This is a genomic window from Sciscionella marina DSM 45152 (assembly GCF_000379465.1).
Taxonomy (GTDB): Bacteria; Actinomycetota; Actinomycetes; order Mycobacteriales; family Pseudonocardiaceae; genus Sciscionella; species Sciscionella marina.
In genome coordinates, this window is the sequence record NZ_KB905380.1 from 1,051,075 (window position 1) to 1,065,358 (window position 14,284).

The following is a 14,284-nucleotide window of genomic DNA, read 5'->3' on the forward strand; positions in this document are numbered from 1 at the left end:
AAACGCATCGGCCCGCGCGCGGTTACCGTGATTTCAGCGGCTCTCCGAAAGGAACCCATCATGGCCGAATCACCACTGCATCTCGGCATCGCGCTCGATCGGGCCGGCCATCATCCCGCCGCGTGGCGGGAACCGGACGCCCGGCCGGAGGAACTATTCTCCCCGGATTACTGGGCCGGGCAGCTCGCCGAAGCCGAACGCGGGCTGCTCGATCTGGTCACGATCGAGGACTCGTTCGGCGAGGACGGCGCCGGCGAGGTGACCGGAAGACTGGACGCGGTGCTCATCGCCTCCCGGGTGGCGCCACTGACCCGGAACATCGGGATCGTGCCCACCGCGGTGGTGACCCACACCGAACCGTTCCACCTGTCGAAAGCGATCGCCACACTCGACTACGTGAGCGGCGGGCGCGCCGGGATCCAGGTGCAGATCTCCGCCGGGGCGCAGGAGGCCGCGCTGTTCGGGCGGCGCGCGGGAACCGAGAACAACGCGCGGTTGTTCGCCGAGGCCGCCGACTACGTCGAGGTACTACGCCGGCTGTGGGATTCCTGGGAAGACGGGGCCGAGATCCGGGATGCGGCGACCGGGCGGTTCATCGACCGGGACCGGCTGCACTACATCGACTTCGCGGGGGAATGGTTCAGCGTGCGGGGACCGTCGATCACCCCGCGCCCGCCACAGGGGCAGCCCCTCGTGGTGAGCCGGACCGGATCCCTCGGCGCGGCAACGGATCTGGCCTTCCTCACCCCGGCCGACCGCTCGGACGCCGAACAGCGGATCGCCGAGCTCGGCGCCGACCGCCCGGCCCATGTGTTCGCCGATCTGCTGGTGTTCCTCGACGAGGACGCGGAAACGGCCCGGGAACGCCGAACCCGGCTGGACGCGCTCGCCGGGCCCGCGCGCACCGAAGCGGCCACGTTCACCGGAACCGCGGCCGAACTGGCCGGGCTGCTGCTCGACTGGCGCGCCGCCGGACTGTCCGGCTTCCGGCTGCTGCCCGCGAGCATCCCGCACGATCTGCGCCGGATCACCCGGGATCTCGTCCCGGAACTACAGCGGCGCGGGGCGTTCCGCTCCGCCTACGAAGCGAGCACGCTGCGCGGGCTGCTCGGCCTGCCCCGCCCGGCGAACCGGTACGCGGCCTGAATCCCACCAAGGAGCGAGCATGCCGAAACAGATCCATCTCGCCGCGCATTTCCCCGGCGTGAACAACACCACCGTATGGAGCGATCCCGCATCGGGCAGCCACATCGAGTTCGATTCCTTCGCCCGGTTCGCGAAAACGGCGGAACGGGCCAAGTTCGATTTTTTGTTCCTCGCCGAGGGACTGCGGCTGCGCGAGCATCATGGCCGGATCCACGACCTCGACGTGGTCGGCAGGCCGGACACGTTCACCGTGCTCGCCGCGCTGGCCGCGGTGACCGAACGGCTCGGCCTCGCGGGCACCATCAACTCCACGTTCAACGAGCCCTACGAGGTGGCCCGCCAGTTCGCCTCGCTCGACCACCTCTCCGCGGGCCGGGCCGCGTGGAACGTCGTCACCTCCTGGGACGCGTTCACCGGGGAGAATTTCCGGCGCGGCGGTTATCTTCCCTATGAGCAGCGGTATGCCCGCGCGGAGCTGTTCCTGCGCACCACATGGGAACTGTTCGACTCTTGGCGGGATGGGGATGTGCTGGCGGACAAGGAAAGCGGCCGGTTCCTGCGCCGCCCCGATGCGGGCGCCTTCGCGCACACCGATGAGCAGTTCGAGATCTCCGGCCGGTTCCCGGTTCCCCGCGGGCCGCAGGGGCGACCGGTGATCTTCCAGGCCGGTGATTCCGAACAGGGCAGGGAATTCGCCGCGGCGACCGCGGACGCGATCTTCTCCCGGCACGGCGAGTTCGCGCAGGGCAAGGCCTTCTACGCCGATGTGAAGGCGCGGCTGGCCAACTACGGCCGCCGACCAGAGCAGCTGCTGATCCTGCCCGCGGCCACCTTCGCGCTCGGGGACACCGACGCCGAGGCGCGCGAGCTCGCCCACGAGGTACGGCTGGCCCAGGTCAGCGGGGCCACCGCGATCCACTTCCTGGAACAGCTGTGGAACCGGGACCTCTCCGGATACGACCCGGAGGGCCCGCTCCCGGCGATCGATCCGGATCCGGGGGAACCCAAGATCAGCAAGGGCAGCGCGGCCACGCGGCGGTTCACCGACCGGCTCGAAACAGCCCGGCAGTGGCGGGAACTGGCCGAGGCCAAGGGATTCTCGATCCGGGAACTGATCATCGAGGTCACCGGGCGGCAGAGCTTCATCGGCTCGCCGGGCACGGTGGCCGCCGAGATCGACCGCTCCGTGCAGGCCGATGCCAGCGACGGTTTCATCCTCGTCCCGCACCTCACCCCCGGCGGGCTGGACGAGTTCGCCGACAAAGTGGTGCCCCTGCTGCAGGAACGCGGTGTGTTCCGCACCGAGTACCAGGGAACCACACTGCGCGAACACCTCGGTATCGACGCCCCGGTGGCGGTGCGGTCGTGAACAGTCCACTGACGGTGCTGGATCTGGTGCCGATCCCCTCCGGCGCCACCGCGGCACAGGCGTTGCGGAACAGCATCGACCTCGCCCGACGCGCCGAACGTCTCGGCTACACGCGGTACTGGTTCGCCGAGCACCACCTCAATCCCGGGGTCGCGGGCACCTCACCCGCCGTGGTGCTCGCCCTCACCGCCTCGGCGACCAGCAGTATCCGGCTCGGTTCCGGCGCGGTGCAGCTCGGCCACCGCACCGCACTGTCCACGGTGGAGGAATTCGGCCTGCTGGACGCGCTGCATCCGGGCCGGTTCGATCTCGGACTGGGGCGTTCCGGCGGGCCCAGCCGATCCGAAAAGCAGTCCAGCGGCACCACCGGGGACGGGCCACCGGATTCCGCACCGAACGGGCTGCTCATCCCGCCCCGGTTCGACCCGGGGCCGTTGCTGCGCTCACCCCGGTTCGCGGTGCAGCGCACCCTGCTGCGCCAGCCGGGTGCCGAAGCGCAGGACTACGGCGAGCAGATCGACGACATCCTCGCCCTGCTCGCCGGGACCTACCGGGGCCCCGACGGCACTCCGGCGCACGCGATCCCCGGGCAGGACGCGGATGTGCAGCTGTGGATCCTGGGCAGCAGCGGCGGGCAGAGCGCGGAAGTGGCCGGGCGCAACGGTTTGCGGTTCGCCGCCAACTACCATGTCAGCCCGGCGACGGTACTCGAGGCGGCGCACGGCTACCGCGCGGCGTTCCGTCCGTCCGCGGAGCTGGATCGCCCGCACGTCAGCGTTTCCGCCGATGTGGTGGTCGCCGAGGACGAAGACACCGCGCGCGAACTCGCCACCGGGTACGGGCTCTGGGTGCGCGGCATCCGGGACGGCAGCGGCGCGATTCCCTATCCCAGTGCGAAAGAGGCCGCCGCGCACCGGTGGACCGAGCAGGACAGGACGCTGGTCGCCGACCGGGTGGACACCCAGTTCGTCGGCACCCCTGGCCAGGTCGCCGACCAGCTCGAGCTGTTACGGGAGGCCACCGCGGCCGACGAGCTGATCATCACGACGATCACCCATGAACACGCCGACCGGGTGCGCTCTTACGAACTGCTCGCCGAGGAGTGGCACCGGCGCTGAGCGGCTATCCTGGAGTTCCATGGAACCCGTGGAAACCCAGCCGCCCCTGTCCGAGGTCCGCACCGCGCAGCGCCGGTTCGTCCTGGAGTGCGCGCGGCTGGACGAGACACGGCTACGGGAGCCCTCGGAACTGCCGGGATGGACCCGCGCACACGTCATCGTGCACGTCATGGACAACGCACGCGCCTTCGCCCGGCTTGCCGAGTACGCGCTGCGCCGTGAACGGGTCGACCTGTACGAGGGCGGTCAACAGGAGCGGAACGCGATCATCGAGGAACTCGCGCTGCTACCCGCCGCCGAACTGCTCGAACGGCTACGCACCGAATGCGCCCGGTTCGAGGAAGTCTATTCCCGAGCGAGCGCAGCGGACCTCGCGTTCCCGGTGCGGTTCCGCAATCGCGGGCTCGGCTTCACGGTGTACACCCGCTGGCGGGAGGTGTGGATCCACCTCGTGGACACCGGCCTCGGGGTCACCCCCGCGGACTGGCCCGCCGAGCTCGCCACGCACATCGTGGACTTCCTGCTCGAGCGCGTCCCCGTCGGCACCGAGCTGCGGGCGAGCGACACCGGGCAGAGCTGGCGCAGCGGTGCCCCGGAACACGTGGTGCGCGGGGAACTGCGCGATCTGGCCGCGTGGATCTCCGGGCGGGCCCCGCTCGGCGAACTGACCGGGGCGGACCTGGAACTCGGCGGCTGGCCCCGGCACCCGGAGCCGATCCGCTGAGTCACTCCGTGGCCAGTATGGCCTCGATCCGTTCGGTGAGCCGATCGAGCTGTGCACGGTACGTGCCGGGCATGCCCGGGGCGGTGCGGGCGGCGACGGCCTGTTCGGCGCTCGGTGTCTCGAACCGCTCCCCCGCCGCGACCCGCGCGGCCACGGCATGGTGCGCGTCGCGGAAGCTGGCGCCCTCGGTGACCATCCGTTCAGCGACATCGGTGGCCACGGTGCGCCCGTCGTCGGCGGCCGCCCCCATGGCCTCCGCGTCGAATCCGAGCGTGGCATAGGCCAGCGCCATGACCGCGGTGGCCTCGGTGACGGCGTCGAACTGCTCGTAGGTCTGCGGCCGGGTGTCCTGCAGATCCCGGTTGTAGGCCAGCGGGATCCCCTTGATCAGGCTGAGCAACCCGGTCAGCCGCCCGATCGCGATACCGGCCCTGCCGCGAACCAGTTCGGCGACATCCGGGTTCTTCTTCTGCGGCATCATGCTCGATCCGGTGGCCACCGCATCGGAGAGTTCCGCGAAACCGAACTCCTGCGAGGTCCACAGCACCAGCTCCTCGGCCATCCGGGAAAGGTGCACCATGGTCACTGTGGCCGCATAGCAGAAGTCCAGCAGGAAATCCCGGTCGGACACCGCGTCGATGCTGTTCTCGAACGCCGCGTCCATGCCGAGTTCGGCCGCACTGTAGCCGGGATCGAGGCCGAGGCTGCTCCCCGCGAGCGCGCCCGCCCCGAGCGGGGACGCGTTCGCGGCCTCCCCGGCCGAGGTGAACCGCCCCGCGTCCCGCAGCAGGCCCGTGGCGTGCGCGGCCAGATGGTGCCCGAGCGGCACCGGCTGCGCGCGCTGCAGATGCGTGTACCCGGGCAGCAGTAGATCCCCGTCCACGCGGGCCCGGTCCACCAGTGCCCGGGCCAGTTCGGCCACCGACCGGGCCGCGGCGGTCGCAGCGTCCCGGGCCCACAACCGGGTGGCGATGGCGGTCTGGTCGTTGCGGGACCGGCCCGCGTGCACCCGTTTGCCGAGCTCGCCGAGGTGTTCGGTGAGGATGCGCTCGATCATGGAGTGGATGTCCTCGTCCCCGTCCGGCGCGAACTCCACCTCGGCCAGCGCCTCCCGCAGCCGCCGGGCATCGGGTTCCCCGAGCAGGCCCTGCCGTTCGAGCATCCGCACGTGCACGATCGAGGCCCGCAGATCGTAGGGCAGCAGCCGCCGATCCTGGTCCACGAGCACGCTGAACTCGAACACCCGCGGGTCCAGGCCGGTTTCCAGCCGTCCGCTCCACAGTGGACTCATACGCGTTCCCCTTCTCCGATGACCGGCACTGTCTTCTCGGTAGCCGACAGCGCGGCGATGGCATGACCGAGCACACCCGTCGGCCAGATGACCGGCAGCCCGGTCCGCGCGGCGGCATCCCGGTCCCCCGCGGTGAATCCCATGCAGTCCAGCAATAACAGCTCCGCCCCTTCGGCGGCGAGCGCCGCACCGGCCCGCCTGACATCCGGGCCCTCGCCGTACGGATCCGCCGCGGCACAGCGCACCTCGCCCGCATACGGCGACCAGCATTCCCGCGCCGTGTCCAGATCCGAGGGCAGGCTGAGCACACCGAGGCGGCGCCGGTCCGCCAGCGCGCCGACGGTGCCGCGCAGCAGCGCGCCGGTATCCAGCAACAGCAGTCCTTTCCGGCCGATCGCGGGCATGCTCCCGGTGCACAGATAGGCGGCGAGGCGGACCCGCGCGGGCAACCGGTCCACGGCATCCTGCAGCAGCGGGCCGAGCGCGTCGTGCCGCACCAGCGCGGTGCTACCGTCCGCCAGCCGGGTCTCGATGCCCGATTCGCCGGTGACCGCGTCCACGTCCACGCCGTCGAGCGCCCCGACGCACACCGTGGGCGCACCGAGGATCGCGGCCAGACCCGGTTCGATGTCCGGGCGCGGGCTCTGCCCGATGGTGAGCAGCCCGATCACGAGCCCAGCGTCCTTCGCCCGCCGATGACCACCTCGCCGACCCGCGCGGTGCCCATGCTCACGCAGATCTCGTTGGGATGCGCGCAGTCCACGATGGTCAGGTCACCACGTTTGCCGGGGTCCAGCGAACCGCGATCGTGCCCGAGCGCGCAGGCGTAGGCGGCGTTCAGCGTGGTGGCGGTGATCGCCTCCGCCGGGGTCATCCGGAACCAGCTGCTGCCCAGCGCCAGGCTCAGCAGCGTGGATGTCGGATGCAGCGCGGAGCAGTAGTCGGTGCCCAGTGCCACCGGCACCCCCTGCGCGATGAACAGGCGCGCATTGGCCTTGCGCTCATCGAGATAGAGCTGTTCGGCGACGGGCAGCAGCACCGCGACCGTCTCGGTACCGCCGACCGCGCGGATCTCTTCGTCCGGGGTGTAGGTGAGGTGGTCCGCGCCGATCGCGCCCCCGGCCACCGCGGTGGACCAGCCGCGCGAGGCCGCGTTCGCATCGGCGTGTACCCGGGCGGGAATCCCGGCCCGCCTGGACGCTTCGAGCAGCCCGGCCGCGGTCTCCGGCTCGAACACCCCGCGCTCGCAGACCAGATCGTGCAGCCGCGCATGGCCTTGGCGCACCGCGGCGGGCAGCAGTTCGGTGCGCACGAGTTCGGCGTACTCCCGCGCGTCCCGAGCCTCCGGCGGGACCACATGCGCGCCGAGCAGGGTGAGCACCAGTTCCTGCGGGGTGTCCGCGCGGGAACGGTGCAGCAGTTCGAGCGCGCGCAGTTCCTCGGCCACCGACTGCCCGTAGCCCGTCTTCACCTCCACGGTGCTCGCCCCGCCACGCAGCAGCGCGCGATAGGTGTCCGCGAGGCCGGCAAGCAGCTCCTCGTCGCCCGCCTGCCTGGTGTGCCGTACCGCGGCCGGGATTCCTTGCGGGCCTTCGGGTTCGGTACCCGCGAGCTTGGCCGCGTACTCCTGGTGGCGCTGCCCGCCGAACAGCGGATGGGTGTGCGATTCCACCAGCCCAGGCAGCACGGTGCGTCCGCGCGCGTCGAGTTCCGGTGCCTCACCCGCGGCACGCAGCACCTGCTCGGTGGTGCCGACCGCGGTGATGCGCCCGCCCCGGATCGCCACCGCGCCGTCGGCGAGGATTTGCAGCTCGCCCTGCGCCCTGCCGCGCCGCGGTCCGCCCTCGTCGCGCACGAGGGCAAGCGCGCTCGCATGCGTGACGTTGAGGTCGCTCATTGCCTTCCTTTCAGGTTCAGTTCAGGTCGCGGCAGCGCCGAGCCCCGCAGATTCCAGGTGGTGAGCAGCTTCCGGTAGGTCCCGTCGGCGAACAGCTTCCGCGCGGCGGCGAGCACGGCCGCGGTCAGGCGCTTTTTCTGCTTCGCGATCGCCATCGCGTACGGCGCGGGGTTGAGCGGTTTGCCGAGCCGGACGAAGGTGCCCGGTGCCTGGGCCATGACGTAGGCGAGGGTTTCCGGTTCCTGGACCGAGGCCTCGACCCGGCCCTGCTGCAGCTGCAACCGCGCGCTCGCCGAGGAGTCCACGCCGACGATCTCGATGGGATGTGCCCCGCATTCCGTTGCGCTGTAGTTCTTGATGGTCTCGTAGTTGTCGGTGACCTTGCTCAGCCCGATGGAGTGCCCGCACAACTGATGCAGGTCCGCGATCGTGCCCGCCTTGCGCGCGGTGGTGAACACCTGTGCTCCGGACTGGAAATAGTCCACCATGTCCAGGGTTTTCTCCCGGGTCTTGGAATCCGAGAGCCCGGAGATCACCACATCGACCCGGTTCGTGCTCAGCGAGTTGATCAGCTGGTCGAACGGGGAGACCGAGATGCGCAGCCGCACCCCGAAGGTTTTCGCCAGTGCCCGCGCGAAATCCAGATCGAATCCGTGGATCTCCTCCGAACCGGGCGGGCGGAATTCCATCGGTGCGAAGATCGGGTTCAGCCCGAGCACCAGCTCGCCACGGCCGCGGATGTCCTCCGGCAACAGGTCGCGCAGCTTCGGATCGGTGCGCACGGTGTCGAGCACCGCCCGGTTCGACGGCGGATGCAGGGCCGCGGTATCGCGCGGGCTGGCGCAGCCGCTCAGCAGCAGCGCGGCCGCGAGTACCAGGATCACGGGTTTGCCCATCACAGCACCTTCGACAGGAACGCTCGGCAGCGCTCGGTTTTCGGGTTTCCGAGCACCTCCCCGGGCGCGCCGGATTCGACGACGAGCCCGGCGTCCATGAAGGCGACGGTGTCCGCGACCTCGCGGGCGAACCCCATCTCATGGGTCACCACGATCATCGTCATCCGCTGCTCGGCGAGCGTGCGCATCACGTCCAGTACCTCGCCGACCAGTTCCGGGTCCAGGGCCGAGGTCGGCTCGTCGAACAGCAGCACGGCCGGTTCCATGGCCAAGGCCCGCGCGATCGCCACCCGCTGCTGCTGTCCGCCGGACAGTTGCGAGGGATAGTTCCGCTCCTTGCCCGCGAGGCCGACCTGAGCGAGCAGTTCGCGCCCGCGCTCCGCGGCCTCGGACTTGGGGCGGCCGAGCACCTGGACCGGGCCCTCCATCACGTTCTCCAGCGCGCTCATGTGACCGAACAGGTTGAAGTGCTGGAACACCATGCCGACCCGGGCGCGGAACGAGGCCACATCGCGTTCGCGCAACTGGTAGAGCTTGCCGTCGCGTTTGCGGTAGCCGACGAATTCCCCCTCCACTTCGAGGATCCCGCCGTCGATCGCCTCGAGCCGATTGAGACAGCGCAAGAAGGTCGATTTGCCAGAGCCGGACGGGCCGATCAGGCAGCACACCTCACCGGCCGCGACCGAGAGCGAGACCCCGCGCAGCACCTCGACATGCCCGAAGCGCTTGTGCACACCGTCGGCGAAAACCAGCGGCCCGGACACATTCTCAGCCATTGCGGCCTCCGATCGGGTTGCGGCGCCTGCTGCTGCGCATCGTGGCCCACAGGGTCTCGAGCAGCGTGGCCCGCGATCCCGTGTCGCCCCGGTTGAACCGCCGTTCCAGGAAGTACTGCCCGATGCTGAACACCGAGACCACGACCAGGTACCAGAACGCGGCCACGATCAGCAGTTCCATCACCTTGCTGTTCACGAAATAGATCTGCTGGGCCCGGTTGAGCAGTTCGGTGTAGGAGATCGCGCTGGCCATCGCCGAGGTCTTGAGCAGGTTCACGAAGTCGTTGCCCAGTGGCGGAACCACCACGCGCATCGCCTGCGGCAGCACGATCCGGCGCATGATCCGCATCGGGCGCATCCCGATCGCCATGGCCGCCTCGCGCTGGCCGCGGTCCACCGAGGCGATCCCGCCGCGCACGATCTCGGCCACGTAGGCGCCCTCGTTGATCCCGAGCCCGAGTACCGCGGCGACGAACGGCGTGATCAGCTCGATCGTCGGCATGCTCCCGATTCCGGGGATGCCGATCGTCGGCAGCACGATCGCCAGGTTGAACCACATCAGCAGCTGCAGATAGACCGGGGTGCCACGGAACAGCCACACGTACAGCCAGGCGATGGTCCGGGTCACCGGGTTGGCCGAGAGCCGCATCAGCGCGAACAGCACGCCGAGCAGGATCCCGAGCAGCATCGCCACGATCGAGACGAGCACCGTGTTGCCGAGACCGCTGAGCATCACGCCGACGGTCAGGAAGGAGCCGACGGTGCGCCAGTCGATCGCGCTGTCGGTGAACAGCCAGACGATATAGCCGAGTACGAGGAGCGCGACCACGCCGTAGACCCAGCGCCCATAGTGCCGAAGGGGCACCAGCTCCGGTTCCGCGCGCGTGACCGTCTCCGGGGATGCCTGCGACATTGGGGTCCCCTCGGTCGAAGTCGATCTGTCGAAGTGTGATCCGTTCCGGACACTCTCCATCACCCCATACCGCGAGCGCATGCTCGTAAACGAGCGAGACCGGGAATCAGATTGCTCGTATGCGAGCATGGTGCGCGTGATGCCCCTCGCTTCGCTGGTGCACCGGCTCGGCCCGGAACGGCTGCGCCCGCTCACCGAAACCACCGGACACGAGGTGGCCGAGCCGGTGTTCGTCTACGAACCGGGACGGACCCCTTCCGGTGGGATCGCGCTGGTCCCCGGCTCGCTGCCGGGTGCGGAGGCGATCGGCGAACTGGCCGCGGCCGGGGTCGGCGCGGCCATCGTGCGCGCGCCCGAGGCCGAGGCGGAAGCGTTCGCCGCCCGGCTCGCCGCCGAGGGCATCGGGCTGCTCCTGCTCACCGAACCGCTCGGCTGGCTCGAACTGGCCGGGCAGTTGCACGCCGTGCTCGCCGGGTCACCAGCCCCGGAGGCCAATGGCGGCGGCGACCTGTTCGCGCTGGCGGACATGATCGCGGCCACGGTCGGTGGCGCGGTCACCATCGAGGATCCGCACGAACGGGTGCTCGCCTACTCCAGCCTCGCCGAGCAGCCCACCGACGAGGTACGCCGCGCCGCCATCCTGGGCAGGCAGGTGCCCGATCTGCCGTACAATCCGAATTCCTACGAGCGACTGCTTCAGTCCGCGGCGGTGGTCCGGTTCGCCGGGGCCGAACCGGCCCTGCTGCCCCGATTGGCCGTGGCCGTGCGCGCCGAGGGCGAACTGCTCGGTTCACTGTGGGCGATCGACGCGAACACCGAGCTCGGCACCCCGGCCGAGGACGCCCTGCTGCGCGCGGCGAACCTCACCGCGGTGCACATGGTGCGCGCCCGACAGGCCAGGGACGCCGAACGACGCAGGCGGACCAGGATGCTCGGCGATATGCTCGACGGCACCCTCTCCCCCGGGGGCTGCGCCGCCCAGCTCGGCGCCGGTCCACGGGACAGGGCGGTCGTCCTCGCGTTCGGCCAGGACCAGCCGGTCATCGCGGACAAGCTCGCCGAGGTGGTGCGCGGCTACTTCGAGGTCTACCACCGTCCCGCGCTCTGCGGGGTCGTGGAGGACCGCGCCTACGCCGTACTCGCCGAGCCGGTCGCGGGCGGCGAACTGCCCGGCCTCGTCCGGCGCACCGTGGCCAGTGCCTCGGCAGCCCTCGGCACCCTGGTGCGCGCCGGGCTCGGTTATGAGGCGGGCGCCTGGACCGAACTGCCCCGGGCGCGGCGGGACGCCGAACGCGCGCTGCGCGCGATCACCCACCGCCCGGAGCTGGGCCCGGTAGCCGGCCGCGCCGAGGTCGCCGATCTGGTCGTGCTCCAGGAACTCGCCGCCGAACCGGGCGAGGTGCTCGGCGAACCGGTACCCGCCGTGGCCGCGATGCTCGAGCACGACCGCAGATACGGCACGCAGTACGCGCAGACCGTGCGCACCGTGCTGGCCGAGGGACCGCGCGGGGGCACGGCCGCCGAGCGGCTCGCCGTGCATCCGACCACCCTGCGCTATCGGCTGCGCCGCGCCGAGCAGCTGTTCGGGCTGCGGCTCGACGACGCGGACGCCAGGCTGGTCGCCTGGCTGCAGCTGCGTCTGCGCTGAACCGCCCGCCACCGGGATCCCCGCCACAACAGGAATCCGCCTCCGGCGAGTACGGCGACAAGCACCGCCGCGGCGTAGGCCGTCCCGGTGAACGGCCGGGTGAGCAGCGCGCTCGCGGCGGCGAGCCAGACCGCGGAGCCGAGGTTGAACACGGTCTCCTGCAGCGCGCCGATCTCCCCCGACCGCGCGAGCTCGGCGTGCCCGAGCACGGTGTCCGTGCACACCGACATCACCGTGCCCGCGCCGAATCCGAGCAGCACCAGCGCCGGATAGTTGCCCGCCGCCCCGGCAAGGCCGAACAGCAGCAGCCCGCACACCAGCAGCGCGAGGGCAAATCCGGTCACCGTCCGCTGTCCCCAGCGCCGGACGAGAAGCGGGGCGAGCGCGGAACCGAGTGCGTTGGCCAGCGCGGCGGGAACGAGCCCGAAGCCGGCCGTCTGCGGATCCATCCCGCCGCGCTGCCACTGTTGCGCGACAAGGAGGAGAAAGGCCAGGTAGCTGCCGAAGGACAGGACGATGAACAACATCGACGCACCGAACGCGCCACTGGCGAACACCTGCAACCGCACCAGCGGAACTCGCGCTTTCCGTTGCCGCACAAGGAAAGCCGCGATTCCGAGCAGCACGATCAGCAGCAGTGCGGCGGTCAGCGGCCACCGGTTCGCGGTGACGTGGTTGAGCGTGTACAGCAGCAGCCCGAGCACCCCGATGGACAGCAGCGAACCGGGCACATCCCAGCTCCGATGCGCCGCCGGGGGCACGCGGATGATCAGCACCGCGCCGAACACCGCGGCCAGCGCCACGATCGGCACGTTGATCAGGAAGGCCGAGCGCCAGCCGAACTGCTCGATCAGCACCCCGCCGAGCACCGGCCCGCAAGCCGCGCCGAGGCTGGAACTGGCCGTCCACAGCCCGACCGCGGTACCGCGTTTCGCCGGATCGGGAAAGCTCGCGCGCAGAATGGCCACCGTGGAGGCCAGCAGCAAGGCCTCGCCGATCCCCTGGCCGAACCGGGCCGCCACGAGCAGCGCGGCGGAACCGGCGAACACGGCGAGCAACGAAGAGAGCCCGAACAGCACCAAACCGCTCAACCACAAGCGTTTGCGGTCCACCCGGTCGGCGAGAGCGCCGACGGTGAGCAGCAGCGCGGCCACCGTCATCGGATAACTGTCCAGGATCCAGCCGCGCGTGCTCGGCGTGACCACGAGATCCGCCTCGATGGCCGGCAGCGCGAGGTTGAGCACGGTGAAGTCGACGGCACCGACGAACAGGGTCACGCACAGCACGGCGAGCGTCAGCCAGGAATGACGGGTGGACATGTCCCGAAGATCGCGGGCCGCGGCGGGGAATACAAGTACGGTCAATCTTGTCACCGGTGACAGAACCGTCACCACCGGAAGGATCCTCATGGCGCGCGAACCGATCGCCGAACTGGGCCCGTACTGCGCGATCGAGGCCGCGATGTCGGTTCTCCGCGGGAAATGGAAGATGGTGATCGTCGAGTACCTGTTACGGGGAACACACCGGTTCGGTGAGCTGGGCAGGCGGCTGCCCGGGATCACCCAGCGCGGACTGGCCAGGGCGCTGCGCGAGCTCGAGGAGGACGGCATCGTGCTGCGCACCGACTACCGGGAGAACCCGCCCCGGGTGGAGTACTCGCTGACCGAGGCGGGACAGCGGCTGGCCCCGCGGCCGCGCGGCTGCAGGAATGGGGCCGCCGGTACCGGGAGCTGGTCACCGCGCAGGTCCAGGCTCAGTGACTCAGCGCATGAACACCCCGCCGTTGATGTCCATCGTGGCACCAGTGACATAGCCCGCGTCGGGGCCGCACAGATAACCGACGAGCCCGGCCACCTCCCCGGCCTGTCCGAAGCGGCCGACCGGAATCGACTCGACCGCCTTGTCCAACTGACTCTGCGGCATGTCCGCCATGACGGGGGTGTGCACCGCGGCCGGGGCGACCGCGTTCACGGTGACCCCGGATGCGGCGAGCTCGCGCGCGAATATCTTGGTGAGCACGATGATCCCGGCCTTGGAGGAGGCGTAGTGCGCCCCCGCGACGAGCCCGCCCTGCTGCCCGGCGAGCGAGGTCAGGTTCACCACCCGGCCCCAGCCGCGCTCGGCCATGGCCGGGGCCAGTTCCCTGGTCAGCAGCAGCACGCTGCGCAGATTGGTGGCCAGCACGTCGTCCCATTCGTCGAGTTCGATGTCCCACACCGATTTCGGCACGGTCCGCCCGGCGTTGTTGACGAGCACATCGGGGCTGCCGAGCCGTTCACGCACCTGCTCGAGCGCGGCGCGCACGGCCTCCGGTTCGCGCACATCCGCGGCGACCCCGATCGCGGTCCGCCCCTGCGGATCGAGCCGGGCCGCGACCTCACTCGCGGCGGCGGGGTCGATATCGAGCAGGGCCACCCGGAACCCGTCCGCGTGCAGGCGTTCGGCGACCGCGGCCCCGATGCCCTGACCGGCCCCGGTCACCAGCGCGATCTCTTGTCCCACTGGG

The 14,284-nt window shown here is 70.5% G+C and carries 13 protein-coding genes and 1 pseudogene; 6 read left to right on the top strand and 8 right to left on the bottom strand.

Annotated elements, in window-relative coordinates:
• Positions 1–60 precede the first annotated feature (60 nt).
• From A37U_RS0105120 to A37U_RS0105135, 4 genes are read left to right on the top strand one after another with little or no spacing between them, the layout of a single operon-like run.
• A complete protein-coding gene (locus A37U_RS0105120; protein ID WP_020495543.1) occupies positions 61–1,146 on the top strand; it encodes an LLM class flavin-dependent oxidoreductase in 1,086 nt (361 codons plus the stop codon).
• Positions 1,147–1,165: 19 nt separating this feature from the next.
• Complete coding sequence (locus A37U_RS0105125; protein ID WP_020495544.1) at positions 1,166–2,515, top strand: NtaA/DmoA family FMN-dependent monooxygenase; 1,350 nt, start codon at positions 1,166–1,168, stop codon at positions 2,513–2,515.
• Complete coding sequence (locus A37U_RS0105130; RefSeq protein ID WP_020495545.1) at positions 2,512–3,633, top strand: LLM class flavin-dependent oxidoreductase; 1,122 nt, start codon at positions 2,512–2,514, stop codon at positions 3,631–3,633. Before A37U_RS0105125 ends, A37U_RS0105130 begins: the two co-directional genes overlap by 4 nt.
• 19 nt (positions 3,634–3,652) lie before the next feature.
• Positions 3,653–4,357: a maleylpyruvate isomerase family mycothiol-dependent enzyme gene (locus A37U_RS0105135; protein WP_020495546.1), complete on the top strand. Its 705-nt coding sequence runs from the start codon at positions 3,653–3,655 to the stop codon at positions 4,355–4,357.
• A 1-nt stretch (position 4,358) separates the two neighbouring features.
• On the opposite strand, the gene argH is transcribed toward A37U_RS0105135, so the two are convergent.
• From argH to A37U_RS0105165, 6 genes are read right to left on the bottom strand one after another with little or no spacing between them, the layout of a single operon-like run.
• Positions 4,359–5,648 (bottom strand): argininosuccinate lyase, encoded by a 1,290-nt coding sequence (gene argH / locus A37U_RS0105140; RefSeq protein ID WP_020495547.1) that lies wholly within the window; start codon positions 5,646–5,648, stop codon positions 4,359–4,361.
• The gene (locus A37U_RS0105145; RefSeq protein WP_020495548.1) at positions 5,645–6,319 is read right to left on the bottom strand and encodes an AroM family protein; all 675 of its coding nucleotides are present in this window, start codon (positions 6,317–6,319) and stop codon (positions 5,645–5,647) included. Before A37U_RS0105145 ends, argH begins: the two co-directional genes overlap by 4 nt.
• Positions 6,316–7,545, bottom strand: a complete 1,230-nt coding sequence (locus tag A37U_RS0105150) for an amidohydrolase family protein (RefSeq protein ID WP_020495549.1) — start codon at positions 7,543–7,545, stop codon at positions 6,316–6,318. The genes A37U_RS0105145 and A37U_RS0105150 overlap by 4 nt, the downstream gene beginning before the upstream one ends.
• Complete coding sequence (locus A37U_RS42280; RefSeq protein ID WP_020495550.1) at positions 7,542–8,441, bottom strand: ABC transporter substrate-binding protein; 900 nt, start codon at positions 8,439–8,441, stop codon at positions 7,542–7,544. Before A37U_RS42280 ends, A37U_RS0105150 begins: the two co-directional genes overlap by 4 nt.
• Entirely contained in the window at positions 8,441–9,217 is a 777-nt protein-coding gene (locus A37U_RS0105160; protein WP_020495551.1) for an amino acid ABC transporter ATP-binding protein, read from the bottom strand. The genes A37U_RS42280 and A37U_RS0105160 overlap by 1 nt, the downstream gene beginning before the upstream one ends.
• A complete protein-coding gene (locus A37U_RS0105165) occupies positions 9,210–10,130 on the bottom strand; it encodes an amino acid ABC transporter permease (protein ID WP_020495552.1) in 921 nt (306 codons plus the stop codon). Before A37U_RS0105165 ends, A37U_RS0105160 begins: the two co-directional genes overlap by 8 nt.
• A gap of 139 nt (positions 10,131–10,269) precedes the next feature.
• Here A37U_RS0105165 and A37U_RS42285 point away from each other — a divergent pair, with 139 nt between their 5' ends.
• Positions 10,270–11,778: a PucR family transcriptional regulator gene (locus A37U_RS42285; RefSeq protein WP_157182609.1), complete on the top strand. Its 1,509-nt coding sequence runs from the start codon at positions 10,270–10,272 to the stop codon at positions 11,776–11,778.
• On the opposite strand, the gene A37U_RS42290 is transcribed toward A37U_RS42285, so the two are convergent.
• Positions 11,685–13,142 (bottom strand): MFS transporter, encoded by a 1,458-nt coding sequence (locus tag A37U_RS42290; protein ID WP_157182610.1) that lies wholly within the window; start codon positions 13,140–13,142, stop codon positions 11,685–11,687. The two genes, A37U_RS42285 and A37U_RS42290, sit on opposite strands and share 94 nt — an antisense overlap.
• Positions 13,143–13,266: 124 nt before the next feature.
• Here A37U_RS42290 and A37U_RS53385 point away from each other — a divergent pair.
• Positions 13,267–13,407, top strand: a pseudogene (locus tag A37U_RS53385) (winged helix-turn-helix transcriptional regulator); the annotation flags it as partial.
• Between the two features lie 132 nt (positions 13,408–13,539).
• Here A37U_RS53385 and A37U_RS0105180 read toward each other — a convergent pair.
• Positions 13,540–14,280 carry an SDR family NAD(P)-dependent oxidoreductase gene (locus A37U_RS0105180; RefSeq protein WP_020495554.1) on the bottom strand — a complete coding sequence of 247 codons (741 nt, stop codon included), beginning with the start codon at positions 14,278–14,280 and terminating at the stop codon, positions 13,540–13,542.
• Positions 14,281–14,284: the final 4 nt, after the last annotated feature.